General features: G+C 54.9%; 18 protein-coding genes. 10 read left to right on the top strand and 8 right to left on the bottom strand.

Annotated features, from left to right (window positions below; genetic code table 11):
• Window positions 1-31: 31 nt before the first annotated feature.
• On the bottom strand, window positions 32-1,462 hold the full coding sequence (locus tag QQ91_RS17895; RefSeq protein ID WP_166276817.1) for a circularly permuted type 2 ATP-grasp protein: 1,431 nt from the start codon (window positions 1,460-1,462) through the stop codon (window positions 32-34).
• Between the two features lie 280 nt (window positions 1,463-1,742).
• On the opposite strand from QQ91_RS17895, the gene QQ91_RS17890 reads away from it, so the two are divergent.
• The 5 genes from QQ91_RS17890 (at window position 1,743) to QQ91_RS17870 (ending at window position 9,678) form a co-directional block, all read left to right on the top strand.
• Window positions 1,743-2,618: an inositol monophosphatase family protein gene (locus tag QQ91_RS17890; protein ID WP_166276814.1), complete on the top strand. Its 876-nt coding sequence runs from the start codon at window positions 1,743-1,745 to the stop codon at window positions 2,616-2,618.
• Window positions 2,619-2,968: 350 nt separating this feature from the next.
• A complete protein-coding gene (locus tag QQ91_RS17885; RefSeq protein WP_166276812.1) occupies window positions 2,969-4,135 on the top strand; it encodes a glycosyltransferase family 4 protein in 1,167 nt (388 codons plus the stop codon).
• A gap of 65 nt (window positions 4,136-4,200) precedes the next feature.
• Window positions 4,201-6,318, top strand: coding sequence for a hypothetical protein (locus tag QQ91_RS17880; protein WP_166276809.1), 2,118 nt, complete (start codon window positions 4,201-4,203; stop codon window positions 6,316-6,318).
• A gap of 13 nt (window positions 6,319-6,331) precedes the next feature.
• Complete coding sequence (locus tag QQ91_RS17875; RefSeq protein WP_166276806.1) at window positions 6,332-8,401, top strand: response regulator; 2,070 nt, start codon at window positions 6,332-6,334, stop codon at window positions 8,399-8,401.
• A complete protein-coding gene (locus QQ91_RS17870) occupies window positions 8,398-9,678 on the top strand; it encodes an O-antigen ligase domain-containing protein (RefSeq protein ID WP_166276803.1) in 1,281 nt (426 codons plus the stop codon). Before QQ91_RS17875 ends, QQ91_RS17870 begins: the two co-directional genes overlap by 4 nt.
• Before the next feature lie 14 nt (window positions 9,679-9,692).
• Here QQ91_RS17870 and QQ91_RS17865 read toward each other — a convergent pair whose 3' ends face one another.
• Window positions 9,693-10,640, bottom strand: a complete 948-nt coding sequence (locus tag QQ91_RS17865; RefSeq protein ID WP_166276800.1) for a polysaccharide deacetylase family protein — start codon at window positions 10,638-10,640, stop codon at window positions 9,693-9,695.
• 456 nt (window positions 10,641-11,096) lie between these two features.
• Between QQ91_RS17865 and QQ91_RS17860 the strand changes: the two genes are divergently transcribed.
• The 5 genes from QQ91_RS17860 to QQ91_RS17840 are packed head-to-tail and all read left to right on the top strand — an operon-like array spanning window position 11,097 to window position 16,909.
• On the top strand, window positions 11,097-11,855 hold the full coding sequence (locus tag QQ91_RS17860; RefSeq protein ID WP_166276797.1) for a glycosyltransferase: 759 nt from the start codon (window positions 11,097-11,099) through the stop codon (window positions 11,853-11,855).
• A 12-nt stretch (window positions 11,856-11,867) separates the two neighbouring features.
• Window positions 11,868-13,151, top strand: a complete 1,284-nt coding sequence (locus QQ91_RS17855) for an FAD-dependent oxidoreductase (RefSeq protein ID WP_166276794.1) — start codon at window positions 11,868-11,870, stop codon at window positions 13,149-13,151.
• Window positions 13,152-13,162: 11 nt separating this feature from the next.
• Window positions 13,163-14,170: a lysylphosphatidylglycerol synthase transmembrane domain-containing protein gene (locus tag QQ91_RS17850; RefSeq protein ID WP_166276791.1), complete on the top strand. Its 1,008-nt coding sequence runs from the start codon at window positions 13,163-13,165 to the stop codon at window positions 14,168-14,170.
• A 40-nt stretch (window positions 14,171-14,210) separates the two neighbouring features.
• Window positions 14,211-15,935 carry a DUF6798 domain-containing protein gene (locus tag QQ91_RS17845; protein ID WP_166276788.1) on the top strand — a complete coding sequence of 575 codons (1,725 nt, stop codon included), beginning with the start codon at window positions 14,211-14,213 and terminating at the stop codon, window positions 15,933-15,935.
• Between the two features lie 2 nt (window positions 15,936-15,937).
• On the top strand, window positions 15,938-16,909 hold the full coding sequence (locus QQ91_RS17840) for a glycosyltransferase family 2 protein (RefSeq protein WP_166276785.1): 972 nt from the start codon (window positions 15,938-15,940) through the stop codon (window positions 16,907-16,909).
• A gap of 53 nt (window positions 16,910-16,962) precedes the next feature.
• On the opposite strand, the gene QQ91_RS17835 is transcribed toward QQ91_RS17840, so the two are convergent.
• The 6 genes from QQ91_RS17835 to QQ91_RS17810 form a co-directional block, all read right to left on the bottom strand.
• Complete coding sequence (locus QQ91_RS17835; RefSeq protein ID WP_166276782.1) at window positions 16,963-17,691, bottom strand: DUF8692 domain-containing protein; 729 nt, start codon at window positions 17,689-17,691, stop codon at window positions 16,963-16,965.
• A 191-nt stretch (window positions 17,692-17,882) separates the two neighbouring features.
• The gene (locus tag QQ91_RS17830) at window positions 17,883-18,806 is read right to left on the bottom strand and encodes a glycosyltransferase family 2 protein (RefSeq protein ID WP_166276779.1); all 924 of its coding nucleotides are present in this window, start codon (window positions 18,804-18,806) and stop codon (window positions 17,883-17,885) included.
• Window positions 18,803-19,822: a polysaccharide deacetylase family protein gene (locus tag QQ91_RS17825; protein ID WP_166276776.1), complete on the bottom strand. Its 1,020-nt coding sequence runs from the start codon at window positions 19,820-19,822 to the stop codon at window positions 18,803-18,805. Before QQ91_RS17825 ends, QQ91_RS17830 begins: the two co-directional genes overlap by 4 nt.
• Window positions 19,819-21,048, bottom strand: coding sequence for an RNA-guided endonuclease InsQ/TnpB family protein (locus QQ91_RS17820; RefSeq protein WP_166276773.1), 1,230 nt, complete (start codon window positions 21,046-21,048; stop codon window positions 19,819-19,821). The genes QQ91_RS17825 and QQ91_RS17820 overlap by 4 nt, the downstream gene beginning before the upstream one ends.
• A gap of 114 nt (window positions 21,049-21,162) precedes the next feature.
• Window positions 21,163-22,098, bottom strand: coding sequence for a glycosyltransferase family 2 protein (locus tag QQ91_RS17815; protein WP_166276769.1), 936 nt, complete (start codon window positions 22,096-22,098; stop codon window positions 21,163-21,165).
• A 9-nt stretch (window positions 22,099-22,107) separates the two neighbouring features.
• Complete coding sequence (locus QQ91_RS17810; RefSeq protein ID WP_166276766.1) at window positions 22,108-23,385, bottom strand: lipopolysaccharide biosynthesis protein; 1,278 nt, start codon at window positions 23,383-23,385, stop codon at window positions 22,108-22,110.
• Window positions 23,386-23,515 lie beyond the last annotated feature (130 nt).

The raw sequence follows: 23,515 nt of genomic DNA, 5'->3' as shown, positions 1-23,515 counted from the left end.
AGCCCCTGACCCGCCTAGGCCCGTGACCCGCTTAACACAGCACCCAGGTATCCTTACTTCCCCCCCCTTGGGAGGAGTTCACCACCAATGATCCTCGCTTTAGGGCCACCCGAGTCAGGCCACCCGGCTGAACATAGATGCTGTCCCCAAATAGAACATAGGGACGAAGATCCACATGGCAGCCCTCGAATTGCTGGTCAATAATGGTGGGGACCCGAGACAGGCACAGCGTGGGCTGAGCAATATAATTGCGAGGATTAGACCTGACCCGATCCTTAAATTCCTCTTGCTCCAGGCGGGTTGACTGTGGACCCACCAGCATGCCATACCCGCCGGCTTCGTTGGCAGCCTTGACCACAAGCTGGTCAATGTGCTTCAGCACATAGTCCAGATCCTGGTCACGCCAGCACAGATAGGTGGGCACATTAGCCAAAATGGGATCTTCTCCCAGGTAGTAGCGCACAATATCAGGCATGTAGGCATAGATGACCTTATCATCTGCAACGCCTGTGCCCGGTGCATTGGCGATCGCCAATCGACCGGACCGGTATACCTCCATCAGCCCCGACACGCCCAGGGTGGAATCCGGACGGAACACCTGGGGGTCTAGAAAGGTGTCATCAATGCGACGGTAGAGCACATCCACGCGCTTCAGGCCCTGGGTGGTCCGCATTTGAACGTAACCGTCCACCACCGCCAAGTCCCGTCCTTCCACCAGTTCAATCCCCATTTGTTGCGCCAGGTAGGAATGCTCAAAGTAGGCGGAATTATAAATTCCTGGCGTCAGAACCGCCACGGTGGGATCGGAAATATACTCAGGCACCAAGTTCAGCAAGGTTTCCAACAGCTGGGACGGATATTGATCCACCGGTTGGATGGCCATTTCTTGGAAAATCTGCGGAAAGGTGCTTTTCATCACGCGGCGATTTTCCAACACGTAGGAAACGCCCGAGGGGCATCGCAAATTATCTTCTAAGACATAAAACTGGCCATCGCGATCGCGGATGATGTCTGTACCTGTGATGTGGCACCAAACGCCTCCCGGCGGATTTAGGCCTTGACAAGCGGGCAAAAAGCCCTGGGAAGATTCAATTAAATCGCGAGGAATAATTCCATCTTGGATAATTTTTTGTTCGTGATATAGATCGTTGATAAAACGGTTCAGGGCCTCGATCCGTTGCTTCAACCCCCGTTCTAAAAACTCCCAATCCGAAGCAGAAATAATCCGCGGAATGATATCAAAGGGTAAGATGCGCTCACGTCCCTGGTCATCGCCATAGACATTAAAGGTCGCACCCAGACGAAACAACGCCCGCTGAGCAGACTGCTGACGGCGCAGCAGCTCTCCCTCTGGAAGGCTATGGATTTTATTGATTAGGGGCCAAAACTCAGGCCGGGGCTGGCTCTTACACTGAAAAAGCTCATCAAAAAAGTCTGCCGTATCGTAATCCTGGAACCGCATATCCGCCTTTGCTTGAGACCTGAGAGAACGTTCTTTAACCCCGATAGGTGTGAATCTTGAATTAAATTGATCCCAGTAACTGTATTCTGAGATACCTTAATTCTAAAAATATGATTGAGTTTTCATTGCCGTCCCCTCCCGCAGCCCTAGGAATCACCTCTCCTTCTAAAAATCACTGGAGTTCTTTCAATTCGTTCCCCCATAATTCGTTACAAACGACTTTACAACTGTCGACCTGTCACAATTAACGCCCCAGTAGTTGGTACCGCTTTGCGTGCATATGCTTCTTTCTCCCACTCCCCAAAGGATTCTGGCCACCCTGTTTCCCCTGCTCCAGTCCGCTGCTGCCTACGCCTGCCGTATTCAGGCCCAAATTCAAGCGCAGCCAGACAAGGGAAACATGCCCAACTTTTTTGCCGCCGCCCTTAGCGACGCCGACCTATCGATCCAAACGCTGGTGGAGGTTGCTCTGCTCGGTGTATTTCCCGAGGTGCGATTCTTCGGGGAGGAATATGAACAAAGCTTTAACACCCCTTATTTTCGGTCCATTGAACTCGGAGCGAACCTTGACGATGACTATCTGGTAACCCTTGATCCCATCGATGGAACTCGCTTTTACCTGGACGGACATAGCAATTTCCAGATCATTCTTGCAGTCCTGGACGCGGTGAAATATCAGGCCGTTTTAGCCATCAGCCCCGCCAAGGGAGAATATTTTTACAGCTTTCATGGGCAGGGAACCCGTCAGGGCACGCTAGATCAGCCCCTGGAGGCCTGCCAGCCTCTCCAGCTTTCCCCTCCCCCGGCAACGGTGCTGTTGGGAGTCGGGATGCAGCATCTAGCTGAGCGTCTGCAAGATCAATTCACGGTTATTTCCATTGCCCAGGACTATGGGGCAGACACTGCCATTCCTAACGTCAACGGCATCCTATCAGGAGAACTGAGCGCAGCGGTGTTGGCGGCAGGCAACTGGATTGATGGGGGAGCGATCGCGTTTTTAGCCCAGGAGGCAGGCTGTTGGGTGAGCGATCTCCAGGGAGACCCGCTTCCCCCCTTGCGTAACTGTAAAGACAAACGCTTTCAGGGAATTATCATTGCTACCTCCCCCCTGGAACATCAGCAAATTCTGGAAGCGATTCGCAGCACCACCAGTTAGAATCACGTCGGATCCCTTAAACGGATCTCCCGCATTCAGTCAGGGATTCACGGCCAGGTTCACCCCAACAAGCCCAGATCATGAAACCCAGATCATTAAGCCCAGATTATAACGACAATAAGTCCAGATAATGACGATGCATTTTCTCTGGACGCTGCCCCCGAGAAAGGCTATAGTCTGATTAATTCGCTTCAATCACATTGCCTTTTTTTCAGATCCTAGGGTCCACATGAGCTAGATCACAGCTAAATCACACGGTGACTTTGGGCTGACTCTTTCCACAAGAGGTCGCCAACTTGCGGGTAGGGTAGATCACGGATTCATTTTTCCAGTCCGAAATAAGTCTTTTTATGAGAATTGCAGTAATTGGCGCTAAGGGGATTCCTGCCTTTCAGGGTGGAATTGAGCACTATTGTCAAGAAATATACCCCACAATGGCGAGGGAGGGGCATCGCGTCCATCTCTTTGCCAGGCAGCGATATACCCAAACGTCACAATGGCATTACACCCAGCGTGACGTCCGCGTAATTAACTTGCCCTCAGTCCCCAGGGGGGGCATGGACGCCTTTTTCAATGCCCTTTTGGCCTCGATCCTGTGTTTATTCGGCCGTTATGAGATTGTGCACTACCATGCCCTTGGACCGGCTTTTTTTTGCTTTATTCCCCGCCTGTTCAGTAATGCCAGAGTTGTGGTAACTTGCCATGGGTTAGATTGGCAGCGGGAGAAATGGGATCAACTCTCACAGCGGTTCCTAAGGTGGGGCGAACGCCTGGCAGTCCACTTTGCCCATGAGCTGATTGTGGTCTCTCCGCCGCTTCATCAATATTTTTGGACCACCTATAACCGCGAAACGCGCTACATTCCCACAGCACCAGCACACTATGCCCCCTCTGATCCAGAGTTTCCCTACGTGCGATCGATGGGGCTACAGGTGGGGCGATACATTCTATTCGTGGGTCGCATTGTGCCTGAAAAGCGCCCTGATCTGCTCCTAAAAGCTTTCCAGCGTCTACGTCCGCATGGATATAAGCTGGTGTTTGTGGGCGGGACAAGCGACACTGCCTACTTTGCTCGCCAGCTCGTTGAACAGTCCATCGAAGATTCTCAGGTTGTGTTTACCGGAGAGTTGATGGGGGCGCGCCTGGCCGAAATGATGCGAGGCGCAGGCCTGTTTGTTCTCCCTTCCGATCTAGAGGGACTGCCCCTGGTGCTACTTGAGGCCATGCGCGAAGGCATTCCTGTCTTAGCGAGCAACATTCCTCCCCACCAGTATCTCCTGGGACATCATCACCGAGGCTGGCTCTTTGAAGCGGGCAATTGTGAGGATTTAGCACGTTGCCTCGATCAAGCCCTCGGCAACCCATCACAGTCCCAACTCATGGCACAGAACGCTCGTCACTACGTCAAGAATTACCACAGTTGGGAGGGGATTGTGGGGGAGAATCTGACCGCCTATCGGAAAGCGCGACCGCGACGGCCAACGCGGAAGCCCTCTCTCTCCCAGGTCAAGTCATAGGCTCCTGTCATAGGCTCCTCTTTAAAGTTAAGCTCCCGGTTTACGTTGACGTTCAGGATTCATCCATGCCCCGGACCCTGCGAAGCTTTCTATTCGCCGTCCTTGCTCTGTGGTTGGGGGGCTGCTCCCGCAGCTCTGAGGCAACGCTACGTCCACCTCTCCAGTTTCCCCAGACCTGGCAGAATGTTGCCATTGGCGGGGGGGGCTACGTCACGGGGCTTCACATTCATCCTCAGGTTCCGGAGTTGGTCTATATCCGCACCGACAACGGCGGCTTCTATCGCCGGACTGGCCATCGCTGGCTGGCGATCACCGATCACTTTACCCGCGATCAACAAAACTACTACGGCGGCGAAGCCCTGGGCCTTGATCCGAACAATCCCAACGTGGTTCTGATAGCCGCGGGTCAATATTCCTCCGAAGGTCCCGGCACCGTTTTCCGATCCCAGGACCAGGGGCAGAGCTGGCAAGCCTCTGATCTCCGTGTTGGCATGCGGTCCGATGAAGATAAGCGTTGGGCCGGGCATCGCCTGGTGGTGAGTCCCCATGACTCGAACCTGGTATTGTTTGGATCTCGCGCCGATGGGCTCTGGCGATCGCAAGATGGTGGCCTCACCTGGAAGCCCGTCAGATCGCTCCAAACTCAGGCTGACCCAGACGTGGGGCTACTGGCCTTGACCTTTGATCCTCAGGTTCAGGGGCGAGTGGTCCTGGGGGCCTATGGAGATGGGATTTACGAGTCTGGGGACAGCGGACTCACCTGGACCCGACTGAAGGGGAGTCCCTCCCATCCCATGAAGCTTGCCATCGCCTCCGACAGCACCCTGTACGTCACCAGCGATCGCGCTCCGGGGGTGAGTCAATCCCGTCAAAATCGCTGGAGCGACATTACCCCAAAGGGATACCGCGATCGGGTCTTTAACGGTCTGTCGGTGCATCCAAGGGACCCCAATTGGATTGTGGTCAGCGTTGGCGAACGCGGCAGCGCAGAACTGTTCTACTCGCGTGATCAAGGCCAAACCTGGCAGCAGCCGCAACACCAAGTCCATCATACGGTTCCCTGGTGGCCCGATAGTTTTTTCCGAGACCACACGGCAGCGGTGCAACTCAACCCCAGTCGTCCCCAGGAAGTCTGGCTCACCGATTGGTTTGGAATTTGGAAAACGTCCAACCTGCTGGCCCATCCAGCCCGATGGGAAAACCAACAGCAAGGCCATGAGCAAGTGGTGGTGTTCTCCCTGCTGGCTCCGCCTCAAGGTCCCTTACTACTGAGCGGAGTGGCCGATGTTAATGGATTTGCCCACCCCCGATTGGATCACTTTCCCAGCCAACGCCTGGGTCCCCAGGGGTGGCCCCCCCAACTGTATTCCGTCGATGGCGACACCTACGATTTTGCCTACAGCGCCCATCACCCCCTCGAAATCGTGCGCGTCGGCGGCAAACGCTGGAATCAATCCTTTGGCATTTATCGCTCTGCCGATGGGGGACAAAGCTGGTCAACGGTGCCGAATTTCCCCTCCCAGGGACTTCCGCTGAGGGTCGCCATGTCTGCCGACAACCCTGAACGGATGATCGTGGTCCTCAGTCAGGGGAATGCCCTCTTGACCGGGAATGGCGGCGCATCCTGGCAGCAGGTGCAAGGTTTACCAGTCGGGCCGGAAGGCCCCTGGACCTGGACTCAACCCCTGGCCGCCGATGGCGACAGAGGCGATCGCTTTTACTACTTTGCAGCGGGCACCCTTTACCGCAGTGAAGACGGCGGAGCCTCCTTTGCCCCCATACAGCAGAATCTACCAGAGACTGACCCAGCAGCGCTGCATACCCTTGCTGGCCAGCCGGATCAGCTTTGGCTGAGCCTGGGAGACGCTGGACTGTACCGGTCTAACGATGGAGGCCAGACCCTCGATCAGGTTCAATCTGTTGCAGAAGCTGCCCTGTTTACCATCGGTCCAGGTCCAGAGGGCAGCTCTTTTCCCCTGTGGTATCTCTATGGCACGCTGGCAACGGGGGAAACCGGCATTTTTTACTCCAACGACCAGGGGCAAACCTGGACCAATATCAGTGAACCCAAGACCCCCATTGGCGCTCGCCCCCGGACCATGGAGGCGAGTCCCCAACAGATTGGGTTAATCTTTATAGGAACCAATGGCCGCGGGATTTACTATAAGCAAGTGCGGCCATAAGGACCCTAAGACCATGATTCGGCTGCTCCTTGTTGACGATCAAAAAACAATCCGCGAAAGCCTGCGCTACATGCTGAAACCGACCGCGGATATCCAGGTGGTGGGGACCGCCAACAACGGTCACATGGCTCTGGAACAAATTGAAATTCTGCAACCCGATGTCGTATTAATCGACATGGAAATGCCGGATCTCGATGGCCTGAGCGCCACCCGTCTCATTCGTCAGCGCTTTCCTGAAACAAAGGTGCTGGTCTTGAGCATCCATGATAGCGATGACTATGTCGCCAAAGCCTGGAAAGCGGGAGCGATGGGGTATTTACTAAAAAATACCCCGGCAGATCAGCTGCGCGAGTCCATTCGCTTTGTCCATCTAGGCTATGCTCAGTTTGGACCCGGCGTGGTAGAGAAGGTCATGCCCGTCCAATCGGTTGCAGAAGGCACCTCTGACCCTGAATCCGCTGCGGTCAATGGGAAGGGCCATCCTTCCCAGGAGGGGGCTTCTGGAGGATCTAGCTTTTTGCCGAACTATAACGAGTGGCTGTTTGGCAGCAACATGCGCGATCTGCGATCGCAGCTGGCGGATGCCCTCGATGCGCCCACGATTCAAAGCCACACCCCACCCACTGTTTCAGTGTCCGGACAAGAAGTGCAACCGGCCCGCGCCCTCCCCATCTCCTGGAAAGGGTATGTGGGATTGGGGGTGCTCTTGAATGGCCTATTTTGGGGAGCAGGACTCGCCTATTTGATCAATACACCGCCCACCTACACCAGTCACTGGACCCTTTCTCTGCCTCCATCCTCTAGCTCCACCAATGTCTCGCTACCCGATGTGGGTGAAGCCCGATCTCAAAGCGACTCCCCCTTCAATAGCAGCGTTTCCGATCCTCGGGAAAACTATAAATTCCTGCTGGGCACGGACGAAGTGCGCAGCATGGTGGCCACCCTGCTCAACCGCCCCAACTCAGCGATAGAGACGCCCACCGCGAAGATTCTGGCCAACACCACCCTCATGCAGATTTCCATAGAGGGGCCCTCTGGAATTGAGGCCCAGCAGGTGGCCGTCGCCTTCCAAGAGGCCCTACTAGCCAGAGTTGAGCAGCTGCGGGAAACTGAAACCAATCAGGAAGGCAATGCTCTACAGCAATCCTATGACGAGGCTCAAGAAAAACTGGAGCGAGCCCAAGGCCGACTGGCTGCATTCAAGGCTCAATCGGGGTTGGGGGCAAGTGGCTCCATCACCGACCTCACCACCAATATTGAAGGGCTGCGTCGCCAGGAATCTGAGACGATTGCCCGTCTACAAGAAGTTTCAGCCAATACCCAACAACTCTCTAGTGCCCTGGGCCTCTCTCCTCAACAGGCGGTGGATGCCGTGGCGCTCAAGTCCGATCCACTGTTTCAAAAATATTTATCAGCTTACAGTAATGCCAATTCAGCTCTGATTGACTTAACGGCTCAATATTCCGATGCCCATCCCTCCGTTGCTAATAAGCAGGAGGAGCGAGCCAATGCTCAAGCCCGGCTTCAGGAACAGGCCCGCACAATTCTGGGACGATTAATTTCCCTGCCAGAGCTATCTCAGCTGAGTTTAGAAACCGGGGTGGGAACTTCGGAACGCTCAGAGTTATTTCAGCAGCTCATCCAGCTTCAGAGCGAGGAGCGAGGCCTCAATGCTCAGGCCCAGGGTCTGAAAACCCAAATCCAGCGTCTGGAAATTCGACTGAAGGATTTGAACCAAAAAGCAGCCAGGTTGACCAGCCTGCAGCGTGACGTGCAGCGAGCAGAGGCAGTTTTTTCCTCCACTGCCACCCGGCTTGATCTGAGCAATTCAAATCCATCTGCGACCTATCCCCCCATTACGGTGGTGGCTCCGCCCAATTTGCCCGATGAGCCCAGTGCCCCCAAAACCAAGCTGGCGATCGCGGGCTTAGTCATGTCAAGTTTGTTCATCTGTTCAGCCATCGCCATGCTGATCTGGCGAACTCGTCGCCAGGTCCGAGATCACTCAGAGGGAACGGTTTCCCCTGTACAATCGACTGCCATTCAGACCATTTCCGCCCCTCGCCCCCCCTCCCTCCCTTGAATCCGACTCCGCTACGCCCTGAAACTTTTCCGGAGCGAGTCCTCTGGTTTACGATTCTGGGCACCTATGGACTGTACTACCTGGGGGCCCAATTCGTTTGGGTGCCCCTGATGGCCTGGGGAATGACCGGTTACCTGATCTGGCGCTGGTGGCAAGAATCCCCGCAGATTCCTCGCCAGGAACAAATTCGGATTCCGGGACCCGTTTGGATCTGGCTGATTGCCGTGACTGGGATTGCCCTGGCGCTGATCATTGGCCATGTCAACTTTGACCTGGGCATGGGGCTGACAATTAAATCCTTGATTAATCGCTGGGGACGGCAGTGGGCCTTGTTCGCCCTCTTTCCGCTTCTGGGATGTCTCCCCATCCGGCCCCAGATCATCTATCGAGCCGCCTGTATCCTGGCTTTTCAGAGCTTTATCCTAACCTGTATCACCTTTACGGTAGTTTTTATCCTCAAGCTAGAAGACATCGCATTTATCTCTCCATTTAGCGCCTTTGGTGGCGGAGAAATCTTTTACGAAGTCAAAATATTCGGTAGCCTGTACGATACCGGCAGCTTCCGTCTAGAGCTGTTTGCGCCCTGGGCACCCGCTCTAGGACTGGCGGGCAACATCTATTTTTGGCTGGCCTGGCAGGAGAGCGATCGCCGCTGGCGATGGCTGGGCCTGCTGGGGGCAACGATCATGATCCTGAGCTCGGTGTCTCGGTTAGGCATGGTGACCCTACCGCTGGTCGCCATTTTGATATTTCTGCTCAAGCACCTACATCGCCCCTTCCTGCTCATGGGCTTAGGTAGCGCCAGCTTTCTGGGAGGGCTCTTTTCCCACCAAATTCTCACAGCCTTTGCCAGATTCAGGGACTCCATGATTCAGGCGCGAGCTGGATCTTCCAAAACCCGATTCATGCTTCAACAGCTGGCCTTAAATCGCTGGTGGAATGAAGCGCGGATCTGGGGCCACGGCACCATTGAACCCACTGGCCCTAAGTCCGTGGGCTTTATGCCCATCGGCACTCATCATCAGTGGCTAGGCACCCTCTACAGTCATGGAGCCGTGGGCTGCGGGCTACTGGCTCTAGCCTTTTTGAGCAGTTTGGTGGCCCTTCTGCCGCGATTGTGGGACTCGGCCTTGGCCCAGACCGCCGTGGCCATTTGGCTAGTTCTCTTCTGCTTTAGCTGGGGGGAAAATTTAGAATCCCTGGCCTACATTTTTTGGCCCGGACTGGTAATCATGGGCCTAGCCTACTGTCAAATTAGCGCCGAATCCAGGGCCTAGGCAGAGGGATCACCCTACAACACCACCGTTCTCCACCGGTCCCGCTGAGCGACCACCTCCACATAGTCCGAGAGCGCCATCAGCCGATAGCGCCGTTGCAGGGTCTTGAGATACTGAACCGTCAGCGCACATTTGCGATCGCTTCGCATCCCCATCCCTGGAAACGACCTGAGCTCAGGCACCTGGTCCCCTCCCACAAAATCCAGAGGATGCAACAGAAAGGAAGGCTCCATCCGAAACAGTTGACAAAGCCCCAGCGCCAGATGAAAGTACACAGTTGCCAGGGATCTAGACCGCTGGGCCAAAAAGTGAAGGTAGGTAAAATGAATGGGAATCCGCAGGATCGGCAGGGTCGTCACCGGGATTTCCAGAAGCGTCTGCCGATTCACCTGCCAACGATAGGGCCTTAGCGGACGAAAGCCATCGGCAAAGGTGCCAAATTGCGGTTTCCGTCGGGGCCGATGGGCCAAGGGCACACCGCGCAGCGAGGCTCGCCGCACAATGGATCCCAGATAGGTGGGGAAAACAGACGCATCGTAACGATAGCCCCGATCTTGGAGCAGGGCTAATAACTCCCGAGATACGGCAAATCCTGGCCCGCGAAAACCAGTGAGGATCTGTCCAGTGGCTTGTTGGATTGCCTGTTCCGCCTGTTCGAGTTCCGCCCGGATTGCTTCAACGGACGCTTCATGCATCCAGGGCTGATGGAGGTAACTGTGATTCCCGAGGCTGTGCCCCGCAGCCACAAAGGCCCGCAGGCAGGGAATATTTTCGGCCACTTCCGCGTCACGCCCCACCACAAACACCGTCAGCCTGAGGTCGAGTTGCTCCAGGACTTGCAAAATTTTGGGCACCAGCTGCGGTAAATAGGAGGGAAACTGATCCCAGCCAGGAATACCCTGAGCGCGCATGTAGGACCACTGGTTGTCTAAATCCAGCGAAATGCTGGCAAGTTGGGGCATTTCAAACACTCCTAGGATCCAACCCAATGCCACCGTTGCGGGAAACAAGAACCATGATCTTAAAAAGAACTCTCTTGCCCAAGCAAGACTCCAAGGACTGAAGAACAGTAGGCCGACCCCCAGGGGCATCCTAGGATTTAGCTCCACTGCCTCCAGGCGCGGAGTCCCCCTGCCCAATTGTTCCGGGAAAACTTCGCCCATGCGCCCTGACCGAACAGCCAGGCACAGAGGCCGGTCCGCGTTTAGAACGCTAACAATTTGTTTGAATAACAATTTGTTTGAATTGAATCCGCCCTCCCAAATTCCGGGATAGTATCAAACGTCAAAAGACACCATTCAGTCGCAAAGCATCAAGGGGCAAGAAAAACCTCCTGTCCAAGATTTTGAAAGGCTTCTGTCGGTCCCCCCGGATTCACGCCACTGCTCTTCACTAGAGCTTTTTTAACCCTGACAATCATGATCATTTATCTGATTTTACCGGCTTTCAACGAAGAAGAGTCCCTGCCCAATTTACTGGGGCGCTTTTCTGCCCTGCCAGCGACGCAGCGAGATCATCTGAAGATTTTTGTGGTTAATGACGGATCAACGGACGCCACCAAAACTGTGGCCCAAACGGCGGCAGCCGGTCTAGATCTTACGATCCTGGATCATCCCCAGAATTTAGGCCTGGGACAGGCGGTGCAGACCGGGATTCAAGCGGCAATCCGGCAGGGCGGCCCGGAGGATGTCATGGTGCTGATGGATGCCGATGATACCCATGATCCTCGTCTGGTGCCACTGCTGGCTCAAGCCATTGTGCAGGGGGCAGACATTGCCATCGCCTCGCGGTTTGTGGCCGGAGGAGACGATAGTACCGCACCACCGCTGCGACGCTTGCTATCTCGGGGGGCGGCTCTTTGTTTTAAAACCGTTCTGCCCCTAGACCGTGAAATTCACGACTTTACCAGTGGCTTTCGCGCCTATCGACTTTCAATTCTGGAGCGAGCCGTGAAACACTGGGGCGAGCGCCTGATTGAGGAGCGTGGCTTTGCCTGCATGGTGGAGCTGCTGCTCAAGCTGAGATACTGCCATCCCCAAATTGTGGAAGTTCCCTTTCAGCTTCAGTACAACCGCAAGCTCAGCACCAGCAAGATTAAGGTGCTACGCACCATCTTGCAGTATCTAAAGCTGGCCCTGCGCGATCGCATCAGCCCGCCTCCCTATCATCAGCTTTAAAGGAAATTGCCCATGGCAGCCAAGATTGGAATCATTGGGGGCGGTATTGCCGGATTATCCTGCGCCTACCGGCTGGCCACCCAAGGGCATCAGGTTACAGTCCTGGAGTCTAGCCCTCAGCTCGGGGGTCTGGGCACCTTTTTTGAGCATCAAGGTCGGCAGATTGACCGCTTTTATCACTGCATCATGCCCAGTGACGACTATTTCCTGCAGCTCATCGAGGATCTAGGTCTCTCAGATCGGCTCTACTGGCAAAAAACCTTTATGGGAATGGTCTACCAGGGCCATCATTATCCCTTCAACAGCGCCCTGGATCTGCTTAGATTTACCCCCCTCTCCTTCCTGCAGCGGGTTCGCTTGGGGGCCATGTCGCTTCTGCTGAAATATCTGGGCAACGATCAGCGTCTGGATTACACCCCAATGGGCGACTGGCTCACGCAGCTGTTCGGATCAGATCTTTGGGACCTGTTTTGGCAGCCTCTGTTTGCCGCAAAGTTTGGGGCCAAGGCTGGCGAACTCCCCGGTCTCTATCTGAAAAAGCGACTGGGACGCGAAAGCAATGTGGGGGAGCGCGGCTATCTCCAAGGAGGACTATACGGGTTTATTAAGGCCTTGGCCGAAGCGATCGCCGCCCATGGGGGACATCTGGTCTTGGAGCAGCCCGTTCTTCAGCTTCAGCAGTCCGACTCTGCAGTGATCGCCACCACGCAACAGGGCACCTTTAGCTTTGATGCGCTGATTTCAACCATCCCTCTGCACCTATTGGCTGAGATGGCCCAGGGTATCGATGGTGCCGCAACCCTCCCCAAGCTAACCTATCAGGGCGTGATCAATCTTCTGATTTTTCTCGATCGGCCCGTGACGGGCTACTACTGGACTCCCATCCTCCGATCTCAGACCGGATTCGACGGCATGGTGGAGTCCTCGGCACTCATTGCGCCCGATCACTATGGCGGGTATCATGCCGCCTACCTCATGAAATATACGCACCCTCAATCAGACCTATACCAACGCGCCACCAATACCCTTGAAAAAGAATGGCTGGAACAGTTCTTGGACCTCTACGCGCCGCTGGGCATCACCCCTGACAATATCGTGGATACTCGTCTATTTAGAACCCCCTACGTCGAGCCCATCTATCCCCTCGGCTATAGTCGCTATCAACCTCGCATCCGACTGGGGCAGTCTCGGATTTATCTGGCGACGACCGCCCAGGTTTATCCCTATATCACCTCCTGGAACTCCAGCATCCGCGTCGCCGCTGCATGCGTCACCCAACTCCTTCGCAATCTTTAACTTGCGTCCCCATGACCACCCCCACCCCCCCAACCTCCAGTCGCGGCCTGCAGGGATCCTTCCGTAATTTAGCCCTAGGCCTGGCCTGCGGCACCTTTTTTCTCACCCTGGCCTTCCGGCGCACCTCCTGGCGCGCGGTGGTCTCCGCCATTGAGCCCGTAGATCATCGATTTATTCTTTACGGTATTTTTATTTACAGTCTCTATTTGCTGGCTCGGACATGGCGCTGGAGCTTTTTGCTGGCTGAGCGCACTGAGCAGCGGCCGTTTTTAAGCCTGCTGCGGGCCGTAACCTGGGGAACTGCAGCTAATGCGGTTATTCCCCATTCCGGCGAACTGTTAAGAGCCCTGACAACTCGCAGCCCCTTGGGACTATCGGTTAGCTCCATCTTGGGCAGCATTGCCGCGGAGCGATTCTATGATTTTGCCGCGGTAATTGCGATCACAGGCTGGACCCTGCTCTTGCAAACCCAGGCCCCTCAAATCCTGAGCGATGCCCTGGTCGCGCTTGCCATGATGGGATTAGTGATCTTGGTCCCTCTGGCCATCCTGGCTGTTCCAAACCCCTTGCGGGGCAGTCTGATTCGGCTGCTGGCCCACCTGCTGCCCCAGCGCTGGAGCCAGAAGGTGAGTCACCAGCTCAAGGAGATCGGGACAGGCATAGGCGCGGCCTTTGCCCATGCCCACCTGCTGCCCATTGGACTGCTGTCTCTGGTGCAATGGGTGCTGGTGGCTGGCTGCATCACTTGCAGCCTCGCGGCCTTTGGCCTGAACCTGCCTATTTGGGCGGGGTTGGTAATTTTGCCTATCACAATCGCGGGGCTGACGCTGCCCTCAGCGCCAGCCTACCTGGGGACGATGCAGGTTTGCTTTATCGCCGGGTTATCTCCCTTTGGCATTAGCGATGACCAGGCGATCGCAGCCTCTATGATTTATCTGAGCATTGTGACGTTCCCGATTCTGATTGGCGCAGGGGTTTGGTATCTCATCCACCTGGCGCTCTACCGACAGAACTTGTAATCTTTCCCGAGAAAGACCAACGCCTGCACCGCTACCCCCAATGATGAAGTCATGGATTCCCCTTAACCCAAAACAGTCTGCTTCCCTGGCAATGGGGCTGTTTTTCACCCTCGCGTTCCTGTCCTTCGGCGGCCCTAGCTTAATTTTTAACGAAGGCATTTATCTACTGAAAAGTCAGCAGTGGGCCAATCCCGGTTTTTTAGCCACTGACTGGTACGCCGGACCTGCCTCAGGCCAGGTGCATGGTCTCCTCTTTTCCATCGCCATTGTCCCGTTGTGGAAGATCGGACTCGATGCCATCGCGATCGCCTTAATTCTGCGCGCCCTGGAAACGCTGCTTCTGGCAGGCGTGGTTCTCCTGATTTTGCGTCATCTTCAGCTTCCCCGCACACCCGCCTGGCTGGGGCTTTCCCTGTGGGTCATTGCCGGTCAGTTTGGGGCTACGGGGGAATGGGTGATTGGCGGTGCTGAGCAAAAACCCTTTGCTTACCTATCGGTGCTATGGGGGCTGTATTTTGCACTCCAATCGCGCTGGATGGCCATGGCCATGGCCCTTAGCCTCGCGGTTTGGCTGCATATCCTGGTGGGAGGCTGGAGCGCACTGATTCTCTTCTCGGTTCTCCTGGTTCAACCTGGACAGATCGCGCCCCGAGCCTATGGGCGGGCTGCAGCTTTGGCCTTACTGCTGGTGCTCCCGGCGGTCATCCTCAGCATCCAGACCCTAAGCCAGAATGAGGCTACGGGATTAGGTCCCCTTCCCCCCTACCAGAGTCTGGGTCAGTTGATGACCCTCTTCCGGTTCCCCCATCATCTTGACCCCACCCTGTTTCTTCCCCCAAAGGTTCTGATTCGCGTGGGGTTAATCACCCTTGGCACCTACCTGGCCCTGGTGCTGTTGCCAATTTCTAAATCAGCGAAAACGCTGTTTCTGGGCTTTTCCACCGGGACTCTCGTGCTGTTTGGCCTGGGGGTGGGGGCGTTTATCCAGGGGCACTACGCTTTTTTGCAGCTCTACCCCTTTCGCATTGCCGACGGATTTTTGCCCCTCTTTTGCTATCTATTCCTGCCCATCGCGTTGTGGGTCACCCTGCAGTACCCCCTACGGCGATCGCTGGTCCAAAGCAGCCTTCTCTGTGTTGGCGTCCTGATTAGCGTAGGTCTGCTGCTGGCAGGGGTGAATGATTTGCCCCTGCGATCTATCCTCACCCTGAGGCCCTGGGCGGAGTCGCTGCAGCTTACTCCGCGCAACCCCAAGGATCAGATCATGTCCTGGATCCGCCATAACAGCCCCCCAGAGAGTCGCTTTTTAGTGCCGCCCACTTGGAATAATTTTTTGATCCTGGCCCAACGCCCGGCCTTTGTGCTCACCCAGGCCATTCCCCAAAATCAGCAAGCCTGGGATTGGCTATATCGTCTACGGCTGGCCAATAATGCCCAACCATTCAAGCAGCGTGGGTTTGCAGCGGATCAGGAAGTGGAGGCCAACTTTCGCCAGCTGTCTCCTGCCCGGCTTCAATGCTTGGCTGAGCAATATCAGCTACAGTTCTACGCAGTGGATAGGCCGCGGGTGGATCTCCAGACACAGTTGGTTTACCAGTTTGGACCCTACTCTCTCTACAATTTGCAAACTCTCAAGATTAATCCGTCCCAGTCCTGCGATTTCCAAGCTCTCTCCAGAACAGATCTGATTCCGGTTCCTACTTTGCATGTCAGCGCTGTTCAGACAGTTCAGACAGCGCCCCCCTTGCCCTACCCTCCAGCCTAATCATGCCCCAGGTTTCCATCGTCATCCCGGCCTATAATGCCATGGCCTTTCTCCCCGAGACCCTGGCCTCAGCCCTCAGTCAAACCTTTCGCGATTTTGAGATTATTTTGGTCGACGATGGCAGTACCGATGGCATTATCCCCTGGGTGCGATCGCATCCACATCCTCAAGTTCAGCTCATTTCACAGAGCAACCAGGGATTAGCCGGGGCTAGAAACACCGGCATTCGAGAATCCTCAGGGGAATACATTGCCTTTTTAGATGCCGACGATCTCTGGCATCCTGAAAAGCTAGCGCATCAGGTCAAGGTTTTAGACCGTGAACCGGAGGTGGGCTTAGTGTATACCTGGGTGGCCAATATCGATTCCCAGGGTCAGCCCACCGGTCGAATTCACCAGCACCAGCTGCAGGGGAAGATCTGGCCAGCACTCACCCAGCACAATATCGTTGAATGCGGCAGCGTGGCGCTGGTGCGGCGGCAATGCTTTGACCACTGCGGTGTCTTTGACACTCAACTTGGGTCATTTTTAGAGGATTGGGACATGTGGCTTCGCTTGGCGCGTCACTATCCATTTCAGGTGGTTCCAATCCCGTTAGTCCAATACCGCCAGCATCCCCAAAGCGCTTCTAAAAACTGGACCGCAATGGCCCAAAGTTTTCAGCGCGTGATGAAGAAGACCTTTTCCCAAGCTGCCTCAGAGGATCTGACCCTCCAGGCCAAAAGCTGCGGTCATTTTTATCTTTACTGTTTGGCCTGGAAACCCATCCAAAGCCAAGCCCAGGACTACAAACAGGCCCGACGCTTCTTAAGACAGGCCCTCCAGTACGATCCCAGCCTTAGGTTTTCGCGGGAACACGGGCGATTGCTGCTCGCAATGACCCTGATGCGGCTTTTTGGCCCCGTGGGATATCACAGGATTCTCAGCCTTGGCTATCGGCTGCGTCGCACCCTTCGCCCCGCCCTCAGAACCTAAGGATAGAAGACCCTCCATGCTGCCGCTGTGCCAAGGGAGTTACCAACAGCCCCTCATGGCCGAGACACCTTCTCTGGCAAGCGCCCAAGGGTCAATTGCATGGGCTCAAAATACTGCTCCACGTAAATCAACAAGGCGTGGATTAAGATCACCACGGCGCTCATCTCAAACAGCTCCTCAAGGGCAGTCAGCAGCTCTAAGGAGAAGGTGACGTGCCCGTAGATATAGGCTTGATTGGCACTGAGCATCTCAAACCCAAGCGCGCCCGTAAAAAACATCACCCCGGCTAAAATGCAAAAGCGCTTGACCCGCTGGGGCAGACCAACCACCATGCGATAGCCCAGCCCAAGCAGCAGCCCCCCCAGTGGAATCCCAAACAGCACCCATCCATAGTAAAAAAAACCACCCAGGTTTTGAACCTGTTTTTCAATTATGTCGCCCAGGCGCTCGTGCATCATCGCAGTCTCGTCAAGGGACATTAGGAACAGCAGCAAGGCCAAACCCAACCAGGATTTTCGGGCAGGGTATCCTGAATTTTGGCCACGGATTCGCCCCAGGGAAACTAAAACAGACAACAGGGCCGCCAGAAACAGCAACCAGGATGAGTACCAGGTCGGAATGTTGCTATCAAAACCAACATGAAACAATGAATAAAGGTGCCCGTCATAGCCAGTGCCGTAGAAGCGATTAACCTGGAACATTAAATTAATGAGATGGAGGCCCAGGACAAACTGGGCCAAAAAGATGGCAACGTTGCCTGATTTCAAGGAAATTCTATGCATAGAAAGCGGCTTCAATCAGTCAGTTGCAGGAAGCAGGGCAAAGCGTCGCAACATCAGCTCCCGATGCTGCCCCTCATCTTAACTTAGGCTTAACGAGGAAATTCAGGCAAATGTATTGATGGAATAATCCATGGAATAAAGGGAACCAGATAGCGAGCAACGGTATTCTCCCCCTCGATCCTGTGCCTGAGTCACCAAAAACCTCTCGCCAATCGTCGCCGCAGGGCATCTCGGGTGCGCTTGATGGGATACCAAATTTGATACAGCCAGGGGTATCGATAGGGCCACTTTGCCCGCTGTAACGCCTGCCACACCTGGGGATCCTTGACCTGCTGCTGGATTAAATAGTCCGTTAACCAACGGAGAAAGGCTCGATGGGCCGCATTGGCTCGAAAGCGGTGATAGGTTCCATTCTGGACCGCAATGGCGCAGTGGGAGGCTGAGTGCTGTCGGTAGCGATCGCAACATTCACTATCGACGTACACCGCAGCCTGGAGATACACCTTTGAGAAAAAGGCCTGATCTTCATAGCAGCCCTTAAACTGCTCTAAAAATCCACCAATTTTTTCAAATAGAGTCTTACGGATCAGAATGCTACAGGTTGCAGGTGTCTGGGCCTTTTCTTGCAGCAGTAGCGGGAGAAGCTGGGGAGGCTGATAGAGCCAATCCGGCCTTAGCCCCAGTTCCCGAATCACATCGGGTTTGGGATTGTCCTCATCCCAGCTATACCAGAACAACGTGGGACCAAATACTGCCATGGCCTCAGGCTGCCGGAGCAGGATAGACAGCTGATGCTGCAAATGATGGGGTAGCCAAACATCATCGGCATCGAGAAAGGCCACATATTCACCGCTCGATTGCTGAATTCCAAGATTGCGCGTGGCGCTCATGCCGCGGTTTTGATGCTGGGGATGCTCTAGATAGCGAATTCGCTCAGGATAGCGCTGGGCATAGCGCTGGGCCATGGCTGTGCTGCCATCGGTAGACCCATCATCCACCAGCAACAGCTCCCAGTTTTCATGGGTTTGCCCGAGGACACTTTCAATGGCTGCGTCCATAAACCGCTCACCATTGAAGAAAATCATGATGGTGGAAATTAAGGGCAGGTTTGTCATGACAACCAGCGAGCAAGCTTACGGGAAAAGTCCGGCCCGCTCCAATTTTGAACCTCAAATCGCGGCAGCTCGAGGGCCTTACTGTTCCCCCACACGGTTTCATCCACCGTGGAACAGGCCTGGGTAAATCCTGCTTCGGCAACCAGGGGCACCGTCTCGGGCACAAAATTGCCAAAGGGATAGGCAAAACTGGCAACGGTGTGGTGCAAAATTGCCTCTAGTGCCTGCTTGCTCCCCTCAATCTCCTGGCGCTGCTGCTCTCGCGACAGGACCGAAAGACGAGGGTGGGTCAGGGTGTGGGCACCAATCTCCACCAGCCCACCCGCCGCTAGGGTGCAAACTTCCTCTGGGGTCATGGGCCGATGACTCTCCCGAGGCGTCGCGGAGGCCTCCGACCAGTGGCGCATCTTCTCCAGAAGAGAATTTCGCTCCGATTCAGACATGGGCGCTAGATATTCCCACATCTGATGATAAAACCGCGCCCTGACCTCGGGCACCTCCAGGAAAGCAGCGCGATCGCCCGTAGTCCGCCAGGCTGCAGCGGCGTCTCCCAGGAACCAAGGGCGATGACGGGGAGCAAGGTCAGCGGGTAAATGGTCTGGCAAGGCCTCCGGTCGGAGCAGCATTTGCTCAAGATCGTCCCACCAGTATTCTCGCGCCGATCCCAGGTAGCCACTGGTCACAAACACCGTGGCCGGAACGCCCAGCTGCTCCAGAATGGGTTTAGCCTGGTACAGGTTGTTCGCGTAGCCATCATCAAAGGTAATCACGACAGCGCCTTCAGGAATCGAGCCCTGCCGATGAGCCGCCGCCAAAGCTTGCAACGAGATGGGCTGGGCCTGCTGTTGCAGCACCCGCAGTTGCGCCTCAAAGTTTTCGGCACTCACGCACAGGGACCAGGGGTCAACACCAGGATCCCCGATGCGGTGATACATCAAAATAACAGCCCTGGGATAAAGGCGCTCACGCGCCCAGGTTTTCGCTTGACGAAGCTTGCGGATTAGCCTAGATCTCATCCGTTTGACACTCCCCGGCCCAGAGGCGTAGGGATTCTCAGTTCGCTGGGTGCCCATTCGGCATTGCCCTCCCTGAGCTTCTTGTCCGTGTGCCCCACGGCTGCAAGTCCTCTATTGCGTACTCCCTGAGCCGACGCCACATCTCGGTTAGTGGTGTAGCCACACTCAGGGCATTCATAGATTCGAACAGATAAATCTTTTTTGACGACCACTGCACATCCTGGACATTCCTGACCGGTGCCCGATGCCTCAACCGCAGCAAAGTAGACTCCACGCTTCCAGCACACCCATTCCTGGGTTGAAAGGTAGCGACCCCACGCTGCATCAAGGCATTGCCCAGCAAGCATCCCTTTCGCCAGACCTTTAAGGTTTAGTTTCTCAACAAACACCATTCCCGCCTGGTCGCAGAGATGGTGAGCGAGTTTGAACTGAAAGTCTTTCCGGGCATTGGCTAGATACTCATGGTGTCGAGCAATCTTCCTTTGGAGGGCAAGCCAGCGATTAGACCCTTTCTTCCGGCGCTTCAGTTGACCTTGCAGCGATTTCAGCTTGCGTTGTCCATGCACGAAAAATCGAGGGTTTTCGACGAGCTCACCAGCGGAAGTCGCCAGATAGCTCTCAATGCCAACATCAATGCCTAAGGGCTCTCCATGGGGTTGCACAGCTGCCACCTCCACATCAGACTGAAACACAATCATGACGTAGTAGCCAGATGCCCGCTTCACCACACGAAGCTGCTTTGCCGCAAACCCTTCCGGCGCTGGCCTAGAAAGCCGCATCTTGACCCATCCAAGTTTAGGCAGGTTAACGCGATTCCCCCTGACTACGCCCTGATTGAGCTGAGGGAATGCAAACGACCGCATCCGTTTCTTGAACCGAGGGAACCCGTGTCCCCGCTCCCACATCGCCACAAATGACGCCTCAAGCGTTCTAAGAACTTGCTGCAACACATGGGCATGGGGTCGCTTTAGCGCTGGGATTTCCTGCTTGGCTGCCGCCAGCGATTTGCACTGACTGGCAAAAGTTGGACGCTTCGCATCAACAGGGATGATGTATTCCCGGTCGATACTGCAAGCATGAATGGAAGACTTACGAGAACGCACCCAATCTTTTCGCTCAGCCAGTGCATAGTTATAGACTTTCCGGCAGATCTCTAGCCAGTCATCTATAACCGCTTCCTGCGCTAGCGTCGGTTCAAGTTTGTACTCGTAGGTGATGATTAGCATGGTTGCACTATAGCATCTTGAATAAATGATGATGCGTTTATTCAGAGGAAATCGCCCTGAAAGGGCGAGGCTTGTATCCCATTATTTTGGGTCAGAGTATATAAGGAAAACACCTTAGCCATCTTCATGAGCTGCCCTGGAATAGGCACCTCCCCAAGTTCTGGGGAGCTGACGCTTGATCTGGGCCTTAAACCATATCCAGCGGGCACGCCAAAGAGCGAATCGTAGCGATCGCCAAACGTCAGCCTCTTGAACAGCCTGACGCCGTAAATATTGTGCCACCCAGCGCAGGTATTTTAACCGCTTCGATTCCGCTAGACCCCGTTGATAGGCTGTGCGTTCGCAGGAGTTCGGATGAATCCGATACCAATACCAGCATTGATTGGCAATATACACGGGCCAATTCAGGCACACCTTCACCCACACCACCGCATCCTCATAACTATCGCGAAAATCTGTCTCGCCACCCCCAACCTCTAGCAGCACATCGCGCCGGATGAGTCCTCCACTGGGCACAAACTGCTCATCTTCAAGAAATAAACAGAGCAGCCGGGGAGGAGGCACCAGTCGATCCCCGTAGGGATGCTGACCGCTATCGCCGGCTCCATAGAGAAGGTCCTGATCTTCGGGATTGCCGGTCCAGCTATGCCAAGCCAGCAGCGGACAGTCCAGCAGCGCGGCCTCAGGATATTGCTCCAGCAATCCCACTTGATCTGCCAGTTTGTGGGGCACCCACACATCATCCCCATCAAGATAGGAAATGTATTTTCCCCGCGCCTGTTGGATTCCTAAATTACGCGAGGCACTCATCCCGAGGTTTTGGCGCTGGGGATGAGTCAGGTAGCGAATTTGGTCAGGATACTGTGCCGCGTAGCGTTGGGCTAGCTCGGGGCTGGCATCGGTTGACCCATCATCCACCAGCAGCAACTCCCAGTTTGGGTAGGTCTGCTCCATCACACTCTCAATGGCTGCCTCTAGAAATTGCGCCTCATTGAGAAAAATAATGATGCAGGACACCAGGGGGGAATGCGGGGGGGACAGCGTTGCCATCAATGCCCCCTACAATGACTGCTTCGCCAGGCGAGCGAAGACATACCGCTGCGCCCCAAAGGCCATGATCGGCAAAATCAGGGCGTGGCAGATTAGCACCGACTGCGCCACCGCCAAAACTCCAAGGCGAGCCGTGAAAAACAGAACAGACATAAAAATCACCGTAAAACAAAACTCTAAAATCAGTGCCAGTCGGGTTTGATCCACCGCTTTGAGAAGTTCAGCCGAGGCCTCTCCAAAGGTGCGGGGAAGAACTGAAAGGCAAACCAGAATTAACAGGGGAACCGCCTCAACCCACTTCTGCCCAAAAATAATCGGCACGTAAAACGGTGCAGCGATCGCCTGGAGCAACACCAGCGGCACGAGAGTCATCGCAATGATCTTAATGCTCTTAACATACTGATCCCTGACCCCACCCGCTTGCTCTCGGGCCGCACAAAGATGCGGAAATAAAGACGTCATATAGGCATCAGCCACCTTGGTCGTAATCCCAGCCCCGGCATTAAAGGCAAAATAGTACAGCCCCAGTTCCCCAACCCCCAAAAACTTTCCCACAATTAAATAGTCCGCATACAGTCGCACCTTACTCAGCAGCTCAATTCCCAATAGATTTTTGCTATATCGAAAAACCGCCGCGAACTGATCAAAGCGCACCGTCCGGGGCGCTCGCCAGTCACAGTGGGACCAGGAGAAAACCAGCCAAACGGGCGCCGAAACCAGCATCGGGATGACAATAGCCCAAATCCCTAAACCCAGCAGCGCCAGAATAACCGTCAAGACATTGGCAATCAGAGACTGAGCCACCGTGCTCAGGGCCGTGATCTTTAACTGATTGCGTCGCTCGATCAGGGCATTTTGGACCAGATAGTTTGGAAAAACCAGGTAAACCAGGGCACTCACGCACAGGGGCCAGATGAGCTGGTCATTGTCGTACCATTGGGCAATGGGGTAGGCCGCTAGACACTGCCCCAGGAAGATGGCTCCACAGAAGATCCAGTTTAACCAGTAAGTGGTTTCGCAGATGGCGCGCACCTCTGATTCTTTGGCCTGAATGATTTTGGCACCAAAGCCCATGACCATGGAAAAGGACAGGGCAAACTCATAAATGGTGTAAACAAGGGCCATTAACCCGTAGTCCTGCGGAGTAAACATACGGGCCAGGGTGACGGTCGTTCCCAGACGGAACAGCCGATTCACCAGCTCTGCTGATCCTAACCAACTCATGTTGCGAATAAAGGGATTCGCAAACAGCTTATTCAACGTATGCGGTAGCGCGTTTGGCTTCATCCATTCCTAATCAAGAGCAGGGTCCGCAAGCGAGTGGCCTGGGAATAATATTGAACATAACTTTGCTCCAGTTTGACAATCGCCTTCGAGATCTTTCAACCTCTATGCTTTCAAGTTTGAAACACAGGTC

This window comes from Lyngbya confervoides BDU141951 (assembly GCF_000817775.3).
GTDB classification, from domain to species: Bacteria; Cyanobacteriota; Cyanobacteriia; order Thermosynechococcales; family Thermosynechococcaceae; genus Lyngbya; species Lyngbya confervoides.
The sequence above is the reverse complement of the archived record's forward strand: the minus strand, read 5'-3'. Positions and strand labels throughout refer to the sequence as shown.